This is a genomic window from Streptomyces sp. NPDC048353 (genome assembly GCF_055587165.1).
The window spans coordinates 222,710-244,598 of record NZ_JBVJGU010000002.1 but is presented as its reverse complement, the minus strand read 5'-3'; the positions used below and the strand labels follow the sequence as shown (position 1 = coordinate 244,598).

18 protein-coding genes are annotated in these 21,889 nt (G+C 73.5%); 6 read left to right on the top strand and 12 right to left on the bottom strand.

Going from position 1 to position 21,889, the window contains the following annotated elements; genetic code table 11:
- Positions 1-81 precede the first annotated feature (81 nt).
- Positions 82-849, top strand: coding sequence for an SIS domain-containing protein (locus ACZ6RC_RS06470; RefSeq protein ID WP_453612719.1), 768 nt, complete (start codon positions 82-84; stop codon positions 847-849).
- Positions 850-875: 26 nt separating this feature from the next.
- On the opposite strand, the gene ACZ6RC_RS06465 is transcribed toward ACZ6RC_RS06470, so the two are convergent.
- Both ACZ6RC_RS06465 and ACZ6RC_RS06460 read right to left on the bottom strand, forming a co-directional pair.
- Entirely contained in the window at positions 876-2,102 is a 1,227-nt protein-coding gene (locus ACZ6RC_RS06465; RefSeq protein WP_453612716.1) for an ATP-binding protein, read from the bottom strand.
- A complete protein-coding gene (locus tag ACZ6RC_RS06460) occupies positions 2,099-2,767 on the bottom strand; it encodes a response regulator transcription factor (RefSeq protein ID WP_391143868.1) in 669 nt (222 codons plus the stop codon). Before ACZ6RC_RS06460 ends, ACZ6RC_RS06465 begins: the two co-directional genes overlap by 4 nt.
- Positions 2,768-2,856: 89 nt before the next feature.
- On the opposite strand from ACZ6RC_RS06460, the gene ACZ6RC_RS06455 reads away from it, so the two are divergent.
- Genes ACZ6RC_RS06455 through ACZ6RC_RS06440 form a run of 4 tightly spaced genes read left to right on the top strand, consistent with a single transcriptional unit; the run spans position 2,857 to position 6,426 of the window.
- A complete protein-coding gene (locus tag ACZ6RC_RS06455; protein ID WP_391143865.1) occupies positions 2,857-3,369 on the top strand; it encodes a hypothetical protein in 513 nt (170 codons plus the stop codon).
- Positions 3,366-4,424, top strand: coding sequence for an efflux RND transporter periplasmic adaptor subunit (locus tag ACZ6RC_RS06450; protein WP_469579696.1), 1,059 nt, complete (start codon positions 3,366-3,368; stop codon positions 4,422-4,424). The genes ACZ6RC_RS06455 and ACZ6RC_RS06450 overlap by 4 nt, the downstream gene beginning before the upstream one ends.
- Positions 4,421-5,146 carry an ABC transporter ATP-binding protein gene (locus ACZ6RC_RS06445; RefSeq protein ID WP_391143859.1) on the top strand — a complete coding sequence of 242 codons (726 nt, stop codon included), beginning with the start codon at positions 4,421-4,423 and terminating at the stop codon, positions 5,144-5,146. The genes ACZ6RC_RS06450 and ACZ6RC_RS06445 overlap by 4 nt, the downstream gene beginning before the upstream one ends.
- Positions 5,146-6,426, top strand: coding sequence for an ABC transporter permease (locus tag ACZ6RC_RS06440; protein ID WP_469579695.1), 1,281 nt, complete (start codon positions 5,146-5,148; stop codon positions 6,424-6,426). The genes ACZ6RC_RS06445 and ACZ6RC_RS06440 overlap by 1 nt, the downstream gene beginning before the upstream one ends.
- A 118-nt stretch (positions 6,427-6,544) precedes the next feature.
- Here the strand turns inward: ACZ6RC_RS06440 and ACZ6RC_RS06435 are convergent, their stop codons facing one another.
- From ACZ6RC_RS06435 to pdxH, 4 genes are all read right to left on the bottom strand, one after another.
- Entirely contained in the window at positions 6,545-9,433 is a 2,889-nt protein-coding gene (locus ACZ6RC_RS06435) for a hypothetical protein (RefSeq protein WP_469579694.1), read from the bottom strand.
- A 119-nt stretch (positions 9,434-9,552) separates the two neighbouring features.
- Positions 9,553-10,905, bottom strand: a complete 1,353-nt coding sequence (locus ACZ6RC_RS06430) for a PAS domain-containing protein (RefSeq protein WP_453612699.1) — start codon at positions 10,903-10,905, stop codon at positions 9,553-9,555.
- Positions 10,906-11,383: 478 nt separating this feature from the next.
- Positions 11,384-12,562, bottom strand: coding sequence for a hypothetical protein (locus tag ACZ6RC_RS06425; protein ID WP_469579693.1), 1,179 nt, complete (start codon positions 12,560-12,562; stop codon positions 11,384-11,386).
- Between the two features lie 205 nt (positions 12,563-12,767).
- Positions 12,768-13,430, bottom strand: a complete 663-nt coding sequence (gene pdxH / locus ACZ6RC_RS06420) for a pyridoxamine 5'-phosphate oxidase (RefSeq protein WP_453613944.1) — start codon at positions 13,428-13,430, stop codon at positions 12,768-12,770.
- A gap of 188 nt (positions 13,431-13,618) precedes the next feature.
- On the opposite strand from pdxH, the gene ACZ6RC_RS06415 reads away from it, so the two are divergent.
- Positions 13,619-14,719, top strand: a complete 1,101-nt coding sequence (locus tag ACZ6RC_RS06415) for a citrate synthase 2 (RefSeq protein ID WP_391143846.1) — start codon at positions 13,619-13,621, stop codon at positions 14,717-14,719.
- On the opposite strand, the gene ACZ6RC_RS06410 is transcribed toward ACZ6RC_RS06415, so the two are convergent.
- The 6 genes from ACZ6RC_RS06410 to ACZ6RC_RS06385 all read right to left on the bottom strand — a co-directional run bounded on the left by ACZ6RC_RS06410 (position 14,698) and on the right by ACZ6RC_RS06385 (position 21,887).
- Complete coding sequence (locus ACZ6RC_RS06410; RefSeq protein ID WP_469579690.1) at positions 14,698-15,729, bottom strand: isopenicillin N synthase family dioxygenase; 1,032 nt, start codon at positions 15,727-15,729, stop codon at positions 14,698-14,700. The two genes, ACZ6RC_RS06415 and ACZ6RC_RS06410, sit on opposite strands and share 22 nt — an antisense overlap.
- Positions 15,730-15,959: 230 nt before the next feature.
- Positions 15,960-16,538 carry a TetR/AcrR family transcriptional regulator gene (locus ACZ6RC_RS06405; RefSeq protein ID WP_391143841.1) on the bottom strand — a complete coding sequence of 193 codons (579 nt, stop codon included), beginning with the start codon at positions 16,536-16,538 and terminating at the stop codon, positions 15,960-15,962.
- Positions 16,526-17,248 (bottom strand): enoyl-CoA hydratase family protein, encoded by a 723-nt coding sequence (locus tag ACZ6RC_RS06400; RefSeq protein ID WP_391143838.1) that lies wholly within the window; start codon positions 17,246-17,248, stop codon positions 16,526-16,528. Before ACZ6RC_RS06400 ends, ACZ6RC_RS06405 begins: the two co-directional genes overlap by 13 nt.
- Positions 17,245-18,819: a 4-coumarate--CoA ligase family protein gene (locus ACZ6RC_RS06395; protein WP_391143836.1), complete on the bottom strand. Its 1,575-nt coding sequence runs from the start codon at positions 18,817-18,819 to the stop codon at positions 17,245-17,247. The genes ACZ6RC_RS06400 and ACZ6RC_RS06395 overlap by 4 nt, the downstream gene beginning before the upstream one ends.
- 45 nt (positions 18,820-18,864) lie before the next feature.
- Positions 18,865-19,998, bottom strand: coding sequence for an acyl-CoA dehydrogenase family protein (locus ACZ6RC_RS06390; RefSeq protein ID WP_453612689.1), 1,134 nt, complete (start codon positions 19,996-19,998; stop codon positions 18,865-18,867).
- Entirely contained in the window at positions 19,995-21,887 is a 1,893-nt protein-coding gene (locus ACZ6RC_RS06385) for an acetyl/propionyl/methylcrotonyl-CoA carboxylase subunit alpha (RefSeq protein ID WP_469579688.1), read from the bottom strand. The genes ACZ6RC_RS06390 and ACZ6RC_RS06385 overlap by 4 nt, the downstream gene beginning before the upstream one ends.
- Positions 21,888-21,889: the final 2 nt, after the last annotated feature.

Sequence of the window (21,889 nt, the reverse complement as noted above, 5' to 3'; positions counted from 1 at the left end):
GCCGCGCGGACGGGCGGTATTGACAGAGCAATGGTCCAGACCGCAACGTGATCCGCGACACGACGAGAAGGAGCTTCGGGAATGGGCGACGGCGCGCGCGAGAGCAAGCTGGCGGGACAGTTCTTCGACGCCGCGATCGGCCTCCTGCAGCGGGTCCGCGACGAGGACGCCGGGGAGATCGCCGCCGCCGGTACGGCCATCGCCGAGGCCGTCGCCGCGGGCGGCCGCCTCTTCGCGTTCGGCGCGGGCCACTCCTCGCTCGCCGCCCAGGACGTCGTCTACCGCGCCGGCGGTCTGGCCCTGATGAACCTCCTCGCGGTGCCCGGCGTCGTCGGCGTGGACGTCATGCCCGCCACCCTCGGCTCCGCCCTGGAACGCGTCGACGGCCTCGCGGGCGCGGTCCTCGACTCCTCCCCCGCCACCGCGGGCGACGTCCTGATCATCGTCTCGCTCTCCGGCCGCAACGCCCTGCCCGTCGAGATGGCCATGAACGCGCGGGCGCTCGGCCTGACGGTCATCGGGGTGACCTCGGTGGCGTACGCGACCGAGACGAAGTCCCGGCACGTGTCGGGGACGTACCTCAAGGACCACTGCGACATCGTCCTCGACTCCCGGATCGCCGTCGGCGACGCCGAGCTGAGCCACCCGGACATCGAGGCCCCCTTCGCCCCGGCCTCCACCGTCGTCACCAGCGCCCTGATGCAGGCCACCATGGCCGCGGCGGCCGAGGAACTGGTCCGCCTGGGCATCGAGCCCCCGCTGCTGCGCTCGGGGAACGTGGACGGCGGCCACGAGTGGAACGGCCGCGTGATGACGGAGTACGGCGACCGGATCTTCTTCCGGCACTGAGGGGCCCGCCCCTGCGGGCGCGTGGTTCACGGGCCGAAGCGGACCCGGACCGTGAGGCCGCCGGTGGGGTTCGCCGTGGCCGTCGCCGTCGCCGCGTGGGCGCGGGCGACGGAGTCGACGATCGAGAGCCCCAGGCCGACGCCCTCGCCCGGGGCGTGGGTGCGTTCGTTCAGGCGGCGGAACGGCTCGAAGAGCAGCGGGACCGTGGCGGCCGGGACGACCGGGCCGGTGTTCACCACCTCGATGCCGTCGGGGCCCGTCCGCACCCGCACCCGGCCGCCCGGGACGTTGTGGCGTACCGCGTTCGCGAGGAGGTTGTGGACCAGCCGGTCCAGGAGCACCGCGTCCCCGGGGACCGTCAGCGGGCGGGCGTCGAGGGTGACCGTCACCCCGCTCGCCGCGGCCTCGGCCGCCAGCGCGTCCACCGCCCGGCGGGCCACCTCGTGCACCGCCACCGGGCGCCGCTCCACCAGCCCCTGGTCGGAGGCGGCGAGGAGCAGCAGGCCCTCGATGATCCGCTCGCTCGTGTCGGCGACGTCGATCAGCTTGGCCCGGATCCGGGCGACCCGCTCCTGGTCGGGCTCCCCGGCGAGGCCGATCTCGGCGGCGGCCCGCTGCACCGCGACCGGGGTCCGCAGCTCGTGCGCGGCGTTCGCGGCGAACCGCTGCTGCGCCGACACCAGCCGTTCCATCCGTCCCAGCATGCCGTCGAAGGTGTCCGCGAGCCGCTTCAGCTCCCCCGGCGGGCCGTCCAGGGCGATCCTCTCGTGCAGGTTCTCGCCGGAGAGCCGGCGGGCGGTCTCGGTGATCACGGCGACCGGGCGCAGCACCCGGCCCGCCATCCACCAGGCGAGGACCACGGAGAGCACGGCGTACACCGCGAGGACCAGCAGCGAGACCGTCAGCAGCCGCTCCAGGGCGGCGTTCTCGACCGCGTCGCTGACCCGGCTGGTGACCGTCATGCCCCGGGTCACCCCGGGCGGCAGCGCCCCGGGGCTCGCGGACCGGGCCGCCTCCGACCAGCTCGGCAGCGCGTACGGCGCGGGGGACGCCGGGAGGGAGGAGGCCGGCAGCTCGTCCAGCCGCTTCGCGGGGACGGCGCCGTTCACCGCGACGCTGATCGTCGAGTACAGCCCCTCCTTGACCAGCAGGTACACCACCGCGGTGAGCAGTCCGCCGGCCAGCAGCAGCAGCCCGCCGTAGAGCGCCGTCAGCCGGGCCCGCTCGCCCCGCAGGAAGCTTTTGACGCTCATGCCCGCCCCGATGTGATGCGGTAGCCCGCGCCCGGGACCGTCTCGACCACCGGCGGCTCGCCCAGCTTGGCGCGGAGCTTGCTCAGGGTCACCCGTACCGCGTTCGTGCGGTAGCTGGTGTGCTCCTCCCACACCTGCTCGATCAGGTCCTCGCCGCTGACGACGGCCCCCTCGGCCCGCAGCAGCGCCTCCAGGACCGCGAACTCCTTGCGGGACAGGTGCAGGTGGCGTCCGTCGCGGCTGGCCTGGCGGCGTGCGGTGTCGAGGACCAGGCCGGCCCGTTCGAGGACGGGCGGCAGCGCGGGCCGGGCGCGCCGGCCGAGGGCGAGGACCCGGGCGAGCAGCTCGTCGTACGCGAAGGGCTTGGCCAGATAGTCGTCGGCGCCGAGGCCGAGGCCCTCGACCCGGTCCCGTACCGTCCCCGCCGCCGTCAGCATCAGGATCCGGGTCAGCAGCCGCTGCTCCACGACCCGGCGGCAGACGTCGTCGCCGTGCATCCCGGGCAGGTCGCGGTCGAGGACGAGGACGTCGTACTCCCCGAACTGCAGCTTCCGCAGCGCCTCCAGGCCGTCGCCGGCCACGTCCACGGCGAGCGCGTCACGACGCAGCCCCTCGGCGATCATCTCGGCCAGGAACGCCTCGTCCTCCACCACCAGTACGCGCATGGGCCCTGTGTACCCGACGGGGGGCTTTCGCCGGTGTTAACCCTTCCGCTGAGAGAAGCGAAACATCCCTGCGCGGCAGGCTCCCGCCCATGACTATTCGGACGACTCGACGGAACATCACGCTGGCCGCCGCGACCGGCCTGGCCGCCCTCTCCCTCCTCACGACCGCCTGCACCGCCGACGGCGGCGACAAGGCCGGCGGCGGGAGCGAGACGGTCAGCGACGAGGGCAAGAAGGCCGACCAGGCGCTGGAGCACCGCAAGTGCCTGCGCGAGCAGGGGCTCGACGTGCCCGAGCCGAAGCCGGGCGAGGAGGGCGTGGGCCTGACCATCGGCGGCGACGGCATGTCGAAGGAGAAGATGGAGAAGGCGTTCAAGGCCTGCCGTGACAAGGGCGGGGCCGGCATGGGCAAGGAGCTGACCCAGGCCGACAAGGACAAGATGATCAAGTACGCCCAGTGCATGCGGAAGAACGGCGTCGACATGCCCGACCCGACGTTCGGGGGCGGCGGCGCGATGGCGGAGGCCCGGCCGATGCCGCAGGGCGCGGAGAAGGAGAAGTTCGACAAGGCCAACAAGGCCTGCGAGAGCGTGTCGCGATGAGCCGGCGCAGGCTCGTCGTCGCCCTGGCGGCGATCGTCGCCGTCGCCGGAGCCGGCGCGGCCGCCACCGCCCTGACCGCCCCCGAGCCGCGGCCCGTCGCCGAGCGCTCGGGGCTGCCTCCCGCGACGACCCCGGTCACGCGGGGCGACCTCAGCGACAGCTCCCAGCAGGACGGCACGCTCGGCTACCTCGGCGAGCGGAAGATCAACGGCGGCGCGGCGGGGACCCTGAACTGGATCGCCCCGACCGGCTCCGTCGTGGAGCGGGACGAGCGGCTGTACGAGGTCGACGGCAGGCCCGTCCGGCTGATGTACGGCTCCGAGCCCATGTACCGGGCGCTGAAGGCGGGCGACGAGGGCAAGGACGTACGGCAGGTGGAGGAGAACCTCGCGGCCCTCGGGTACACCGGCTTCACCGTCGACGAGGAGTACACGGAGAAGACCGCCGCCGCCGTGAAGCGGTGGCAGAAGTCGCACGACCTGAAGCGGACCGGCACCCTCGGGCCCGACGCGATCGCCTTCGCGGGGAGCGCGGTGCGCGTGAAGGAGGCGGGCGCGGCCACCGGCGACCAGGTGGGGCCGGGGCGGCCGGTGCTCACCGTCAGCGGCTCGGAGCGGGTCGTGGGGTTCAAGCTGGCCGTCGCGGACGCGGGGCGGGCGAAGGCCGGCACGCGGGTCACCGTCGAGCTGCCGGACGGGACGCGGGCGCCGGGCAAGGTGTCCTCGGTCGGCAGGACCGCGTCGGCGGGCGACGATCCGCAGGACCGCACCCCGAAGATCGACATCACGGTCTCCTTCGACGACCCCGGGAAGATCAAGGGGGTCGACCAGTCGCCGGTCGTCGTGAACCTCACCGGCGAGACCCGCAGGAACGTTCTCTCGGTGCCCGTCAACGCGCTGCTCGCCCTGCCGGGCGGCGGCTTCGGCGTCCAGGTCGTGGAGAACGGCCGGGCCAGGGACGTCGAGGTCGAACTCGGCATGTTCGGACAGGGCCGGGTCGAGATCAGCGGCGGCGGGCTGCGCGAGGGCATGAAGGTCGGGGTGCCGTCCGCATGACGACGACCACCCCGAAGGACACGGGCGCCCCGGCGGCCACGGTCGTGCGCCTCTCCGGAGTCACCAAGGAGTACGCGGGCGGCGTGCGGGCCCTCGACGGGGTCGACCTGCACGTCCACCGGGAGGAACTCCTCGGGATCGTCGGCCCGTCCGGCTCCGGGAAGTCCACCCTGCTGCACATCGTCGGCACCCTGGACCGGCCCAGCGCCGGGACGGTGGAGATCGCCGGCCACGACGTGGCCGCGCTGACCGACCGCAGGCTGTCGGCGCTGCGCGCCCGGCACATCGGCTTCGTCTTCCAGGCCTTCCATCTGGTGCCCGGGGTCGGCGCGCTGGAGAACGTCGCCGAGGGGCTGCTGTACTCCGGGCTGCCCCGGGCCCGGCGGCGGGCGATGGCCGCGGAGGCGCTGGCGCGCGTGGGGCTCGCCGACCGGATGAAGCACCGGCCGCACGAGCTGTCCGGCGGGCAGAAACAGCGCGTCGCCATCGCGCGGGCGGTGGTCGGGGAGCCCGATCTGCTGCTCGCGGACGAGCCGACCGGGGCGCTGGACTCGGCGTCCGGCGAGGCGGTGATGGAGCTGCTGCACGAACTCAACGCGCAGGGCGCGACGATCGCGGTCATCACCCACGACACGGAGATCGCCGGGCGGCTGCCGCGCCAGGTCCGCATCCGGGACGGCCGGGTCGTGGCGGACACCTCGCTCGGGAAGGTCGCTGCCTGATGGCACGTACGGGAAGGGCGGAAAGAAGGGGCACGGGCGGCGACGGGTCCGGCGACGGGTCCGCGCGGAGGAAGGGGGCGCGGGGTGCGCGGGCGGGGCTGCGGGCCGCGCGGCTGGGGCCGCGGGACGTCCTGCACGTCGGCTCGGCCGGGCTGCGCAGCCGTCCCGTGCGCGTGGTGCTCTCGGCGCTCGGCATCGCGATCGGCATCGCCACGATGATCGCGGTGGTCGGCATCTCGGCTTCCAGCCAGGCGCAGTTGATGCGCCAGCTCGACGCGCTCGGCACCAACATGCTGGTCGCGAAGCCGGGCGAGGGCATGTTCAGCGGCGAGGAGGTGAAGCTGCCGAAGGACGCGGTGGGCATGGTCGGCCGGATCGACGGCGTCGAGGACGTCGGCGCGACCGCGGACCTCAAGCACTCCGTGCGGCGCTCGGAGAAGATCCCCGAGGGCGAGACCGGCGGCATCGCGGTGAAGGCGGCGACCGAGGGCATGCTGGACGTGCTGCGCGGCGGCACCGCCTCGGGCACCTGGCTGAACGCGGCCAACGGCCGCTATCCGTCCGTCGTCCTCGGCCATGTGGCGGCGGAGCGGCTCGGCATCGGCGAGCCGGGCCGGCAGGTCTGGATCGGCGACCGGTACTTCACCGTGGTCGGCATCCTCGACCCGCTGCCGCTGGCGCCGGAGATCGAGCGCTCGGCCCTGGTGGGCTGGGAGGGCGCGCAGCGGCTGCTCGGCTTCGACGGGCATCCGACGGCGGTGTACGAGCGGTCCACGGACGCGTCCGTACGCACCGTCCAGAGCCTGATCGCCTCGACGATCGACCCGCGGAACCCGCAGAACGTGGCGGTCGGGGACCCCTCCTCGGCCCTTCAGGCGAAGGCGGCGACCGAGGGCGCGTTCTCGTCGCTGCTGCTGGGGCTCGGCGGGATCGCGCTCCTGGTGGGCGGGGTCGGCGTCGCCAACACCATGATCATCTCGGTCCTGGAACGCCGCCACGAGATCGGCCTCCGGCGCTCGCTCGGCGCGACCCGGGGCCAGATCAGGATCCAGTTCGTGACGGAGTCCCTGATGCTGTCCGGCCTCGGCGGCCTCGCGGGCGTGGCCCTCGGCGGGGCGGCGACGGGCGTGTACGCGTCCACGGGCGGCCTCCCCTGGGTCGTCCCGCCCTGGGCCGTCGGCGGTGGCTTCGGCGCGACGCTGGTGATCGGCACGGTGGCCGGCCTCTACCCGGCGGTCCGGGCGTCGCGCCTGTCCCCCACGCTGGCGCTGCAGGCGTAGGGGCGAGGGCGACGAGGGCTGGGACGGGACGGGGACGGGGACTGGCACGACCGGGGGCCGTGGCGACTTCTCGCCACGGCCCCCTGCGTCGCCTGCGGCCGTGCTCCGGCCGTCCCGGCTATCCGGTGTAGTAGCCGGCGATGTCGGCCAGCAGGTCGACCGAGCCGGCGCGGTTGTAGAAACTGACCTTGCCGTTGACGACGGGGACGATCACCAGGTTGGGGATGGTGGTCCCGGCGGTGAAGTTGAGGTTCGAGGCGCTGGTGCGGGTCGTACCGTCCGGATACACCGACACGAAACCCGCCGCCGTCGGGGCGGTCGCGGTCACGTTCAGGACCACGGCCGTGACCCCGTCCGGGACACCGTTCCTGCCCGCCACCTGGAGGGTGACGGTCCGGTCCGCTCCCACCTTGGCCCGCGGGACCCCGAGCCCCGTCCGGGTGTCCATCAGCCGGGTCGGGGTGACCGGCTCGTACCCGGAGCCCGTGCCGTCGGTCGTGAAGTACCCGGCGACGTCGGCGAGGAGGTCGACCGAGCCCGCGCGGTTGTAGAAGCTGACCTTCCCGTTGACGACGGGGACGATCACCAGGTTGGGAATGGTGGTCCCGGCGGTGAAGTTCAGGTTCGACGCGCTCGTACGGGTCGTACCGTCCGGATACACCGACACGAAGCCCGCCGCCGTCGGGGCGGTCGCGGTCACGTTCAGGACCACGGCCGTCACCCCGCTCGCCGGAATTCCGGCCGCACCGGCCGCCTGAAGCGTGACCGTCCCACCGGGACCGACCTTCGCCTTCGGCACGCCGATCCCCGCCCGGGTGTCCATCAGCCGGGTCGGCGTGACCGGCTTGTACGTGGAGCCCGGCTCGGCGGTGGTGTAGTACCCGGCGACGTCGGCGAGGAGGTCGACGGAGCCCGCGCGGTTGTAGAAGCTCACCTTCCCGTTCACCACCGGCACGACGACCAGGTTCGGGATCGTCTGACCGGCCGAGAAGTTCAGGTTCGACGCGCTGGTGCGGGCCGTACCGGCCGGATACACCGACACGAAACCCGCCGCCGTCGGGGCGGTCGCCGTCACGTTCAGGACCACGGCCGTCACCCCGCTCGCCGGAATCCCGGCCACACCGGCCGCCTGGAGCGTGACCGTCCCACCGGGACCGACCTTCGCCTTCGGCACGCCGATCCCCACCCGGGTGTCCATCAGGCGCGTGGGGGTGAGGGGCTGGAACAGGCCGAGACCGGCGGTGCCGGGCTTGGTGACCGCGAACGTGCCGAGTGAGGTGACCCGCTGGGGACTGGAGGGACCGTGCACCGCCACCACGGACCAGGCCCCGACGGGGGCGCCGGTCAGGTCGAACTCGGCCGTCATCGAACGCCGGTCGGCCGAGACCGCGAGCGTCGTGCTCTCCACCGTCGTCCCGGACGGATGCGTGATCCGCAGCCGGTGTTCGGCCCGGAGGGCCGTCCCGGACACGGTGACCCGGGCCTTGGTCCCGGAGGCGGCGACCGCCGGCGTGAGGGCGGTGAAAGCCACCTCGTCCGCACCGCAGACGGGCTGGGCGCAGACCAACTCGGTGGAGTAGGCCGCACGGGAGCTCCACTCCGCCAGGCCGAGGACCATCACCGTGGGCTTCGGCCGGCGCGGGCCCGAGCCGACGGAGCAGTCGATCATCGTGCTGAAGTCGGTGCACTGGTCGACGGAGACGTCGAAGACGGAGAGGACAGCGCGCCGGCCTTCGGACTCGGTGTCCTCGATCACCGCGTCGAAGGCGTCGCCGGTGTACGTCGGCAGCGCCGCGCACACCGCGGTGTGCTCCTCGTCGAGGCGGCCGGCGAGGGGACCGTAGCCGTAGCTGATGTTCACCGGACGGGCGCACTCGGGCGCCGGGCCGTCGGGCGTGCGGATGCGCTGGACGTCGAGACGGAACGGGGCCGAGGCGTAGGAGCTGTTCGAGCGCGTGGTCACGATGGCCTGGTAGCGGGTCGCGCCCGACACCGCGCACTGGTCCCACGTGAGGTTGCAGGAGAGCTGGCCCTTCGGGCCGAAAACCGCGTGGTACGCGTCGTTGTGGCCGTCGCGCTCGTTGACGTACAGGACGTCGCGGGCGTCGTCCGTGGTCACCTGCCGGCAGACCGGGGCGCCCGGCCACGAGGAGAAGGTGCCGACCGCGGCCGGCCCGCCCACCGCCGTCGCCTTGCCGGTCTCACAGCCGCGGGCGGTCGCGGTCACGTCGCGTCGGACGAGGCCGAACGCGCCGGCCCCGCCGTGACCGGCGACGACGACGCTGTACGAGCGGCCCGCCGCCAGGTCGCACCGCGCCCAGTAGTTGCGGTAGTCCGGCTGGTCACAGACGTGCCGACCGGTGTCGTCGACCACCCAGAAGCGGACATTGGCGTCCTTGGCCCCGCTGATCCTCCGGGCCTGGACGATCTCCATCTCCGAGTGGTCGGAGGCCGGAATGCTCACGCAGTGCGCGAAGGCGCCGTCCGCCGTGCTGAAGCGGGCCTCGGCGGTGTCCGCCGTGAAGTCGCCGGCGGGGAACACCGGGCAGCCGCCGACCTCATCGACGCGCCGCAGGAAGAAGCCGTACGGGACGCCCGGCGTGATCGTCCCGTCCGAGGCGCGCACCTTCACGTGGTGCGGCCCGGCGCCGACCAGCTTGCAGGTCCCCGGGGCGTGGTAGGCCGGCTCGCAGAGCTTCGTGCCGGTCGCACCGTCGACGATCTCGATCGCGGGCACGGCCGAGCCCGCCATCCGGTCCTGCGGCATCGTGATCACGGCGCCCGCGGGGAACGGCAGGACAAAACAGTCGACCTCGTCCGCCGCTTCCAGGGTGCCCCTGTTGAGGCCCGCGACGGCGGCCGTACCGCACGTCTCGTCGGCCGGCGCGGCCGAGGCGACGGGCGCGGGCAGGAGCAGCGACAGCAACGCGGACAGGACGAGCAGGACGGTGGTGACGTACGCAGCCGGTCTCTTCGAGCCGGCGCGCGCGAGCACGCGGTATCGCACGATTCCCCCCCGGGAATTTCACTCCGAACCGGTCACTGACCGATCTGTCGCGATGATCGCACACGTGACCGACACACGCTCCGGCGTTGTCCACAGCCCGCCCCCGCGAGGGTTGGCCCTCACCTCTCCGTGGTCTCCAAGGCCGCCAGGTCCAGATACGCCGCCACCCGGGCCGCGACCGTTTCCGCGTAGACCTTGTCCTGACGCTCGAACGAGGGGCGGCAGGGCGAGCGGAGAAAGGTCGCCACTCCGACCGTGCGGCCGCGGCTGCGCAGGGGGAGGCAGAGGGCGTGGGCCGCGTCGCGGGGCCAGTGGCGTTCCGTCGCCCAGGCCGCGGCGGCCTCCGGGGGTGATGTGGGGGCCGAGGCGCGGATCGGGCCCTGGCGGGAGAGGGACTGGAGGGCGGGGTGGCCCGAGGGGTAGCGGAGCGGGATGCCGCCGCCCGTGACCGGGGCGACCGGGCCCGGGGCGCCCGCGGGGGTGGCCGCCGCGCGGGACAGGCGGCGCTCGCCCGCCGTGACGTCGACCAGCGCGTGGTCGGCGAAGCCCGCCAGGGCGAAGTCCAGGAGCACGGTCGCCGCCTCCATCGGGTCCTCGCACTCCGCCGCCGCCGCGCCCGCCCGGTGCAGCTGGCTGTAGCGGAACCGCAGCCGGTCGGCCTCCTGCTCCGCCAGCCGCTCCTCGGTCACGTCCTGGAACAGCCAGCCCACGCCGAGCGGCACCGGCTCCTCGGCCAGCGGTGACGAGAGCCGCACGAAGGCGTTGCGCCAGCACCGCCGGCGCTCGCCCTCCGCCGACCGCAGCGTCACCCACACCTCGGCGGCCGCCCGGGGCGCCCCCTCCGCCAGCACGTGCTGGAGCGCGCCCTCCAGCTCCTCCACGCCCTGGACGACCAGCTCGCCGAGCGGCCGCCCCAGCGGGGTCCGGGGGCCGACCCCCATCGCCCGGGCCGCGTGTCCGTTGACGACGGTCGGCCGCAGATCGACGTCGACCAGGACCACGCCCCAGGACGCGTCCTCGAACAGGGCCTCGCTGAGCGCGATCGACCGCTCCAGGTCGATCTGCGCGTGCACCTCGCTGAACGCGCAGTACACCCCGGCCGGCGACCCGTCCGCGCCGCGCACCCCCGCCGACTGGGTGCGGACGAGCACCCGGCCGCCGTCCTTGCGCAGTAACGCGAACTCGTGGACCTGGCGGCCCGGTGCCCCCATGGCCGTCATGAGCCGCGCGAGGGCTTCCGCCGCGTCCGCGCTGCGCGCCGCCCATCCCTCGAAGCCGCGCCGCCCGACGGCCTCCGCGGCCGACCAGCCGAGGATCCGCTCGGCCTCGCGGTTCCAGTGCGTGACGGTGCCGTCGGCGTCGAGGGCGCAGAGCGCCGCGTCCATCCCGTCCAGCAGCGCGGCGAGCAGATCCGCTCCGGGCCCCTGCCCGTCGGCCGCCCGTTCCGCGGTCTCGCTCGTGGAAGCACTCATCCCGAACCCCCTGGCAGGACGGTGTACGCGCGTGCATCCGCACGCCCCGGCCAATTCAACTGGAACGTGACGCAGGACACACCCCGTTCAACGAAAAAGTTGCGCCCCGGAAACGAACGGACACCGTGCGAGCTCGTGGGACCTCGCGCGAAAAAACACTTGAGCCCTCGCTCCGGGGTTCTTAAGGTGTGGGTACACGCGAAAGGAGGTGATCCGAAAAAATGGTTTCTTTTCGGACTCGTGAGGTGACTGCGGGCTAAGGCCTGTCGTCGCACTCTGTGCCTCGGCAGGTCAGCTGCCGAAAACCCCAGCAGTCACCCGACCCGTGGGCCGCCGGTAAGTCCGGCCGGCTCTCGTCCGAACTCGAGCGGACGGGACCAAGGCCCACGGGTCGTCCGCGTCCCAGGACGTGTGCGTACGGCAGAGCCCCCCGCGGAGAATCGCGGGGGCTCGGTCGTGGGGCCGTGGTGCGTCACCCTCACTCGTTCTCCTTGGGGATGTTCACCGCGCAGGTGGAGAAGGGCTCCTCCCGCACGCACTCGAAGAGCGCGCTCCACCGGCTGTCGGTGTCGGCGGCGCCCGCGGCCACCGTGTCCTCGCACGCCGGGTCGGTCAGACCCCACAGGGATCCGTCGGGCCAGCCGGCCTGGGCGGTCCGGTTCTGCACCGCGTCGAGGCAGGCGGTCGGCGCCTTCAGGCGCTTGAGCTCCTCGACGAGCGCCAGGTACTGCGGGTTCTGCGGCGCCGCGGCCTGTTCGTCCAGCGTCTTCTGCGCGTCGTCCTTCTGCTGCTGCGTCGCGTTCGGGTTGCCCACGACCACCAGCGCCTTGGCGACGTCCTCCATCTTCTTCTGGACCTTCTCCTTGTCCACCTTCTCCTTCGGAGCCGTCGCGGGCTTCTGGGTGGCCAGCACCCCGTCGCTGAGGAGCGTCAGGAACCGCATGAACTGCGCCTTCTCGGCGGGATTCTGGTTCGGGGCGTCCAGACTCTTCAGGCCCCCGCCGAGCGTGGCCGTCATCGCCCGGTAGAACTCCTTCTCGCCCGCGCTGAGTTTCGGGTCCCCGCTCAGCGCGCGTGCCTGGTTGAGCCCGGCCACCATCTTCTTGTAGGCGGCCAGCTCCGCCGGCGGCGTCTTCGGGTCCTGGATCTTCTTCAGCCCCGCGTTGAGCCCCTCCACGTACCGCTCGGCCGCCTGCTTCGCCTCCTTCGGCGTCGAAGGGTCGTCGATGTCCTTCAGGGCCTGGTCCAGCTGTTCCTTCTGCTTCGCCTTCTCCGCGGCCGGGAGCTTGTCCACCAGGGCCACGGTCTCCTGCCGCTCGGTGTTCGTGAGCTGCTGGAGCTGCTGCGGCTGCTGCTGACCCGGGTCCTCCTCCTCGGCGGGCGGGTCGGCGGGGTCCTCCTCGGCCGGCGGATCGGCCGGCTCCTGCGGCTCCTGCGGGGCGTCCGGCTCGGCCGGCGGATCCGCGGGCTCCTGAGGCTGCTGCGGGGCATCGGGCTCGGGCGGCGGATTGGGCGGATCGAGCACCGCGGCCGGTGTGCGCGGGGCGGCGTCGGGCGCGGCCGCGGCCGTGGCCACCCCCGCCGGTACGGCGAGCGCCGCGGCCAGACAGGATGCGCCGACCAGACGGGAGATCCGGCGCCGGGCGATGAGGGGCATGACGATTCCAGGTGCGTTCCGAGGTGCGTTCCGGGGGGTGTCGGCGTGCCCTTGCGGGCTCGGCCCGCCGAACGGGTCCGACCGTCGTACGGTCCGAGGTCCGACCGCCGTACGGTCCGAAGTCACCGGAGATCCACTGCTCAACGGTGTCCCACGCGTTCCACCCACCACTCTTCGCTTCCCCACCCCGTCCCGCAACTCGACGTCAGGGCGAGAGGCGCTCGATCCGCCAGCCCTCGCCGGTGCCGACGTACCGCAGACGGTCGTGCAGCCGGTTCTCGTGGCCCTGCCAGAACTCGACCGCCTCCGGCACGACCCGGAAGCCGCCCCATTCCGGCGGCACCGGCACCTGCTCGCGCTCCGGATAGCGGGCGGCCAACTCCTCGTACCGCGACAGCAGTTCCGCGCTCGACTCGATCACGGAGGACTGGCGGCTCGCCCAGGCGCCGAGCTGCGAGCCGTGCGGGCGGGTGCGGAAGTACGCCACCGTCTCGTCGCGGCCCGTGCGGGCCGCCCGGCCGGTCACGATGACCTGACGGGCCAGCGGATGCCAGGGGAAGAGCAGCGAGACGTACGGATTGGCGGCCAGCTCCTCGCCCTTGCGGGAGCCGTAGTTGGTGTAGAAGACGAAGCCCGCCTCGTCGAAGTGCTTCAGCAGCACCGTCCGCGACGACGGGCGGCCTTCGGGCGTGGCGGTGGAGACGACCATGGCGTTCGGCTCGTGGATCGCCGGACTCGTGGCGGTCTCCTTGAACCAGCGCGCGAACTGTTCGATCGGTTCGGGGGCGAGGTCGGCCGCGGAGATCCGCGGGGTCCGGTACTGCTCGCGCATGTCGGCGGGATCGAGAGCGTCGGTCACGGGGCCCATCCTGCCGTAGCGACGGAGTTTGCCCGGCACCACGGGACGCTAACCCTTCCTCGCCGGATCGGCGGAGTGTGCCGGATGTCACGCTTCCCCGCATCGTCGGAACCGTACAGACTCTTCGGCTGGATGACTGTTACTTCCGACCATGCCCGCCCCGACGGATGATTGATCATCGATAGAGGAGCCGCCTGATGTCCGACTTCGTACCCGGACTCGAAGGAGTCGTCGCGTTCGAGACGGAGATCGCCGAACCCGACAAGGAGGGCGGCGCCCTCCGGTACCGCGGCGTCGACATCGAGGATCTGGTCGGCCACGTCTCGTTCGGCAACGTCTGGGGCCTGCTGGTCGACGGGGCGTTCAACCCCGGTCTGCCGCCCGCCGAGCCTTTCCCGATCCCGGTGCACTCCGGCGACATCCGCGTCGACGTCCAGTCCGCGCTCGCCATGCTCGCCCCGGTGTGGGGGCTCAAGCCGCTGCTCGACATCGATGCCGAGCAGGCCCGCCAGGACCTCGCCCGGGCCGCCGTCATGGCGCTGTCGTACGTCGCCCAGTCGGCGCGCGGACAGGGCCTGCCGATGGTGCCGCAGAGCGAGATCGACAAGGCGCAGTCCGTCGTCGAGCGGTTCATGATCCGCTGGCGCGGCGAGCCGGACCCCAAGCACGTCCAGGCCGTCGACGCCTACTGGACGTCGGCCGCCGAGCACGGCATGAACGCCTCCACCTTCACCGCGCGCGTCATCGCCTCGACCGGCGCGGACGTGGCGGCGGCGCTGAGCGGCGCCGTGGGCGCCATGTCCGGGCCGCTGCACGGCGGAGCGCCGTCGCGTGTCCTCGGCATGATCGAGGAGATCGAGCGGACCGGCGACGCCACCGCGTACGTCAAGCAGGCCCTGGACAAGGGCGAGCGGCTGATGGGCTTCGGCCACCGCGTCTACCGCGCCGAGGACCCGCGCGCCCGCGTGCTGCGCCGCACGGCGCGCGAGCTGGCCGCGCCGCGCTTCGAGGTCGCCGAGGCGCTGGAGAAGGCGGCGCTCGAGGAGCTGCACAACCGCCGCCCGGACCGGGTCCTGGCGACGAACGTGGAGTTCTGGGCGGCGATCGTGCTCGACTTCGCCGAGGTCCCGGCGCACATGTTCACGTCGATGTTCACCTGCGCCCGTACGGCCGGCTGGTCGGCGCACATCCTGGAGCAGAAGCGGACCGGCCGCCTGGTGCGCCCGTCGGCGCGCTACACCGGCCCGGGCCAGCGCAACCCGCGCGAGATCGAGGGCTACGACGACATCGCGGGCTGATTCCCGCCGGTGAGCAGGCCCGCGTGGTGGCGGGCCGCCGCCAGCGGGTGGGCGCGCAGCTTGCCCTTGAGCTCATTGCGGCCGTACTCGGCGAACAGCGGGTTCGCCGGGTCGGCCGTGACACCGGGCGCCGACTCGGCGTAGGGGAACTCCAGCGGGCGGATGCGGGCGTCCAGGCGCGGGTTGTAGAAGAACGGGACGGAGAAGCGTTCCGTCGCACCGGGCGGGGAGACGACCCGGTGGTGGGTGGCGAGGAGGTAGCCGTTCGTCGCGACCTCGAGGAGCTCGCCGAGGTTGACGACGAAGGCGCCGGGCAGCGGCGGTACGTCGTGGAAGACGCCGTCCTCCCGCTCGACCTGGAGCCCGCCGACGTGGTCCTGCAGGAGCAGGGTGAGGAAGCCGTAGTCCTTGTGGGCGCCGACGCCCTGCCCGTCGCCGTCGGCGGCGGAGCCGGGGTAGCGCACCAGCTTGAGGTGCGGGTGGGCCTGGGCGCCGAAGATGTCGTCGTAGAAGCCTGCGGGCGCGCCGATGGAGACGAGCAGCTCGCGCAGCAGCCGCTCGGCGACCCCGCTGAGACGCTCGATCCAGTTCAGGGCGGCGAGGCGCAGCTCGGGGAGGGCGGCGGGCCACTGGTTGGGGCCCTGGAGCCACCAGTACGGGGCCTCGCCCGGGGCGGGGACGTGGGCGGGGCGTTCGGCGCCGATGTCGAGCTGGTCGCGCCAGTCGCGGGAGCCGCCGGTGCGTTCGTCGCCGATCCGGGTGTAGCCGCGGAAGTGCGGCGAGTACGTCGTGTCGATGGCGAACCGGTCGGCCTGCGGCAGCGTGAAGAAGGCCCGCATGGCGGCGGTGAGCGCCTGGGTCTCGGCCGGGGTGACGCCGTGCCCGACGAGCTGGAAGAAGCCGACGTCGTGGGCGGCGGAGTGGAGCTGCGCGTGGAGCAGCCGCCGGGCCTGCGGGCCGCGGTCGGCGGCGGCGAGGTCGACGATGGGGAGCTGGGAGCTGTAGGTCATGGTGTGCGTCCGCGTGGGGTGTACGGGGCCCGGCCGGGCGGGGTCTCCGCCGGGGTGACCGGGAGGGGTGGGCGTGCCGGGGTCAGACGGACGGCCGACAGCCCATGCTCGCGACGCGGAGGAAGTCCACGTGGCGGCGGCGTACGAGCGAAAGCATGCGACCAGCGTACTGCGGGGGCGCGGGGCTGTATGTGGCCGCCCTCACAGGGCTCGCCTCCTGCGAGGTCCCGTCAGCCCAGCGCCTCGTCCACCAGGCGGGCCCATTCCGCCACCACCCGTTCGCGGCGGGCGCGGTCGTCCGTGAGAAGGGTGGCGAGGCCGAGGCCGCGGGCCATGTCGAGGAGGCCCTGGACCGTCTCGCGGACGCCGGGGCGGGACTCGTCGGCGGCGAGGAGTTCGACCGCGATGCGGTGGGACTCGCGGCCCACGCGGGCCTCCAGGTCCGTGACGCGGGCGCGCAGCTGCTCCTCGTCGGAGGCGGCCACCCACAGGTGGAGGGCGGCGCGGAAGAGCGGGCCGGTGTAGAGGTCGACGAGGGCGGCGACCACCTCACGCCGGTCGCGGGCCGCGAGGGTGCGCAGGGCCTGGGAGCGTTCCTCGGCGACGTACTCGACGGCCGCCGTGAAGAGGTCCTCGCGGGTCGGGAAGTGGTGCTGGGCCGCGCCGCGCGAGACGCCCGCGCGTTCGGCGACGACGGAGACGGTGGAGCCCGCCCAGCCGTGTGCGGCCAGGCAGGACACCGCCGCCTCCAGGAGCCGCTGCCGGGTGGCCCGGCTGCGGTCCTGCTTGGGAGCGGTCACAACGCCCATTCGGGGTCCCGTCGTTCGAGGAAGGCCGTCATCCCTTCGCGCGCCTGGGCGGAGGCGAACAGCGAGGCGGAGCGCCGCACCAGCTCCTCCGCGTGCTGCTCGAAGGTCTCCAGGACTGTAGCCGTGACCAGGCGCTTGGACTCGGCCAGGCCCTGCGGCGAGCCCCTGCGCAGCCCGTCCAGGATCGGCTCGAGCTCCTCCTCGCCGGCCGTGACGAGGCCGATGCGGGCCGCCTCCGCCGCGCCGAAGCGCTCGCCCGTGAGGTAGTAGCGGGCCGCCGCCCGCGGCTCCAGCTTCGGCAGCAGCGTCAGCGAGATGACGGCGGGGGCCACCCCGATCCGCACCTCCGTCAGCGCGAAGTCCGCCTCCGGGGAGGCCACCACCAGGTCGCAGGCGCCCAGCAGCCCCAGGCCGCCCGCCCGGGCGTGTCCGCGCACCACGCCGACCACCGGTTTCGGCAGCTCGACGATCTGCCGCAGCAGCGACACGAAGGTGTAGGGGTTGGGCGGCGCCTTCAGGTCCGCTCCCGCGCTGAAGGTGGAGCCGGAGTGGGTCAGCACCACCGCCCGTACCCGCGGGTCCTTCCCGCACGCGGTCAGCGCCTCGGCCAGCTCGGCGACCAGCCCCGCGGAGAGCGCGTTGCGGTTTCCGGGCGAGTCCAGGGTCAGGGTGGTGATGCCGCGTTCCTCGACGGCGGAGACCAGCGTCATGAGCCTTCTCGCTCCCTCAACTCGCGGCGCAGGATCTTCCCCGACGCGGCCCGGGGGACCGTGTCGGTGAACTCCACCCGCCGGATCTTCTTGTACGGGGCAACCTGCCCCGCCACGAACGCGATGATGTCCTCGCCGGTCAGACCGGGCGCGTGCGGCTGCCGGACGACGTACGCCTTCGGGACCTCGTTGCCGTCCTCGTCCGGGACGCCGATCACCGCCGCGTCGGCGACGCCGTCGTGCGTGAGCAGCAGCGCCTCCAGCTCGGCCGGGGCGACCTGGAACCCCTTGTACTTGATGAGCTCCTTGACCCGGTCGACGACGAACAGCCAGCCGTCGGCGTCGACCCGGCCGACGTCGCCGGTGTGCACCCAGCCGTCGGCGTCGATCATGGCGGCGGTCGCGTCGGGGCGGCCCAGGTACCCCTTCATGACCTGCGGGCCCCGGATGGCGACCTCGCCCTCCGCGCCCGGCTCGGCGTCCCGCGCCGGGTCGTCGAGGGAGAGGATCCGCATCTCGGTGGAGGGCAGCAGCCTGCCGACCGCGCCGGGAGGAGGGTCCACGGCGTCGAGCGGGACGACGTGGGTGCCCGGGGACAGCTCCGTCATGCCGTACGCCTGCCGGACCGGGGGCAGCTTCAGCCGGGCCGAGCACGCTTCGGCGAGGGAGGCGTCGAGCGGTGCGGCGGCGCTGACCACGTACTCCAGGGAGGACAGGTCGTAGTCGGCGACGGCCGGGTGTTTGGCGAGGGCGAGGACGATCGGCGGGGCGACGTACAGCCCGTTGATGCGGTGCTTCTGGATCGCGGCGAGGAAGGTGTCGAGGTCGAAGCGGGGCAGCACGACGACGGTGGCGCCCTGCCGCAGCGGGGCGTTCATCAGGGCGGTCAGGCCGTAAATGTGGAAGAACGGCAGGACGGCGAGGATCCGGTCGCCGGGGCCCATAGGGACGAAGGGTTCGAGCTGGGCGAGGTTGGTGGCGATGGAGGTGTGGGTGAGCATCACCCCCTTGGGGACGCCGGTGGTGCCGGAGGAGTACGGCAGGGCGGCGACGTCCTCGTCGGGGTCGATGGCGACGTGCGGCTCGGGGGCGGTGGAGGCCAGGAACGACTGGAGGGAGCGGCAGTCCCCTGCGGTGTCGCAGACGAGGATCTCCTCGATCCCGCCCGCGAGTTCGGCGGCCCGGCGGGCGGGGCCGAGGAGCGGGGAGACGGTGACGATCCAGCGCGCGGAGGAGTCCCGGAGCTGCTTGGCGAACTCCTCCGGCGTGGACAGCGGATGGACGGTGGTGACGGACGCGCCGGCCCGGGTGGCGGCGTAGAACGCCACCGGGAACAGCACGGTGTTGGGGCTGTGCAGGGCGAGGACGTCGCCCTTGCGGACGCCCGCCTCGGCGAGCCCGGCGGCTATCCGCCGGTGGAAGGCGTCGACCTGGGCGTACGTGAGGGTCAGCTCGCCGGCCCCGTCGATCAGGGCCGGGGCGTCGCCGAACTCGGCCGCCCGGCCGAGGACGGCCTCGTGGATGGGGAGGGAGACGGCCGGGACGTCCGCGTACTCGCTGTGAAACACCATGCGTGCCCCCTGGAGTGGTGGAAGGTGGCGTCAGGATCGCGTGCGTCAGTACGACTTGGGGAGACCCAGGGACTGGTGGGACACGTAGTTCAGGATCATTTCCCGGCTGACGGGGGCGATCCGGGCCACGCGGGCCGCGGTGACGAGCTGGGCGAGGCCGAACTCTCGGGTGAGGCCGTTGCCGCCGAGGGTGTGGACGGCCTGGTCGACGGCCTTCACACAGGCCTCGCCGGCCGCGTACTTCGCCATGTTGGCGGCCTCGCCGGCCCCGATGTCGTCGCCCGCGTCGTACAGGACGGCGGCCTTCCGCATCATCAGCCGGGCCAGCTCCAGCTCGATGTGGGCCTGGGCGAGGGGGTGGGCGATGGCCTGGTGGGCGCCGATCGGCGCCTTCCAGACCTGGCGCTCCTTGGCGTAGGCGACCGCCTGGTCGAGGGCGTAGCGGCCCATGCCGATGGCGAAGGCGGCGGTCATGATCCGTTCGGGGTTGAGTCCGGCGAAGAGCTGGAGCAGGCCCGCGTCCTCGTCGCCGACGAGCGCGTCGGCGGGGAGGCGGACGTCGTCCAGGGTCAGCTCGAACTGCTTCTCCTGGGCGGCGAGCTCCATCTCGATGACCTGGCGGCCGAAGCCGGGCGCGTCGCGCGGCACGATGAAGAGGCAGGGCTTGAGATTGCCGGTGCGGGCGTCGGAGGTGCGGCTCACGACGAGGGTGGCGTCGGCGATGTCGACGCCGGAGACGAAGACCTTGCGGCCGTTGAGGGTCCAGCCGTCCTCGGTGCGGGTGGCGGTGGTGGTGATGCGGTGGGAGTTGGACCCGGCGTCGGGCTCGGTGATGCCGAAGGCCATCGTGCGGCTGCCGTCGGCGAGGCCCGGCAGCCAGGCGCGCTTCTGCTCCTCGGTGCCGAACCGGGCGATGACTGTGCCGCAGATCGCCGGGGACACGATCATCATCAGGAGGGGCGCGCCGGCCGCGCCCGCCTCCTCCAGGACGATGGAGAGTTCGGCGATGCCGCCGCCCCCGCCGCCGTACTCCTCGGGCAGGTTCACCCCGAGGTAGCCGAGCTTCCCGGCCTCGGCCCACAGCGCGGCCCGGTCGAAGCCGCGGCCGTGGCGGTGGCCCAGCGCGGAGACGGCGGAGCGCAGGGCGGTGTGCTCGGGGGGTTCGATGACGGTGCTCATACGGTCTGTTCCTCCTGTGCTTCGGTCTGTACGGAGTCCTGTACGACGGCGAGCAGGGCACCGACCTCGACCTGGCGGCCGGGGGCGGCGTGGAGCGCGGTGAGCGTGCCGGAGGCGGGGGCGGTGACGCGGTGCTCCATCTTCATGGCCTCCAGCCAGAGGAGCGGCTGACCGGCGGTGACCCGGTCGCCGACGGTGAGGCCGTCCGCGACCCGGACGACGGTGCCGGGCATGGGTGCGAGCAGCGAGCCGGGCGCGGTCTGCTCGCGGGGGTCGGGGAAGCGGGGGCGCGCGGTGAGCCGGTGGGGTCCGACGTGGACGGTGTCGCCGTACCGGGCGACGTCGAAGTCCCGGACGACTCCGCCGATGTCGAGCCGCACCCGGTGCGGGGTGGCGTGGACCGCGCGGACGCCCTCGGGGGCGGTGACCGTGTGGCCGCCGTCCCGGGTGGGCCGGTAGCGCACCTCGTGCGGGCCGTAGGTCCGGCTCTGGTCCTGGGCGCGGACGTTGCGCCAGCCGCCGCCGAACCGGCCGGGGCGGGCGGCCGCCTCGGCGAGCGCGGCGGCGACGGCGGCGTACGCCTCCCCGGGCGGGGCCTGGGTGAGGGCGTCGAGGTTCCGTTCGTAGAAGCCGGTGTCGAGCCGTTCCGGCGCCTGGAAGTCGGGGTGCCGCAGGGAGGCGGCGAGCAGGCCCCGGTTGGTGACGGGCCCGTGCACCCGGGCCGTCTCCAGGGCGTGCGCGAGTCGGCGGACGGCCTCGGCGCGGGTGGGGGCGTGGACGACGACCTTGGCGAGCATGGCGTCGTAGTGCACGCCGATGGTGTCGCCCGGGGCGTAGCCGGTGTCGACGCGCGTGCCCGGGGGGAACGCGAGCGCGTGCAGCGTGCCGGTCTGCGGGGTCCAGCCCGCCGCCGGGTCCTCGGCGTACAGCCGGGCCTCGATCGCGTGGCCGCGCGCGGGCGGGGCGTCTCCCGGGAGCGGGGCGCCCTCGGCGACGGCGATCTGGAGGGCGACGAGGTCGACGCCGTGGACCTCCTCCGTCACCGGGTGCTCCACCTGGAGGCGGGTGTTCATCTCCAGGAAGTGCGCCCGGCCGTCCGCGACCAGGAACTCGACCGTTCCCGCGCCCACATAGCCGACGGCCTTCGCCGCCCGGGCTGCCGTCTCCACCAGCGAGGCCTCCAGCGCCGGCGGCAGCCCGGGCGCCGGGGCCTCCTCGACGACCTTCTGGTGCCGGCGCTGCAGGGAGCAGTCGCGGGTCCCCAGGGTCCACACCGTGCCGTGCGTGTCGGCGAGGACCTGCACCTCGACGTGGCGGCCGTTCTCGACGTACGGCTCGACGAACACCTCGCCGTCGCCGAACGCGCTCGCCGCCTCGGCCGACGCGGCGGCCAGCGCGCCGGGCAGGTCGGCGAGGTCGCGGACGATCCGCATGCCCCGGCCGCCGCCGCCCGCCGCAGCCTTGACCAGGACCGGGAGGTCGGCCCCGGTGACGTCGTCGGCGGAGAGCGGGGCGATACCGAGGAGCTCCTTCGCCCGGATCTTCGACGCCATCGACTCGATCGCGGCCGGCGGGGGCCCGATCCAGACCAGGCCCGCGTCGAGGACCGCCCGCGCGAAGTCCGCGTTCTCCGACAGGAAGCCGTAGCCGGGGTGGACCGCGTCCGCGCCGGCCGCCAGCGCCGCCTTCACCACCAGGTCCCCGCGCAGATACGTCTCGGCGGGGGCCGCGCCGGGCAGCCGGACCGCCGCGTCGGCCTCGCGGACGTGCAGCGCGCCGGCGTCGGCGTCGGCGTACACCGCGACCGTCGCGATGCCCAGCTCCCGGCAGGTACGGAACACCCGGCAGGCGATCTCGCCCCGGTTCGCGACCAGTACCGACTGAATCATCG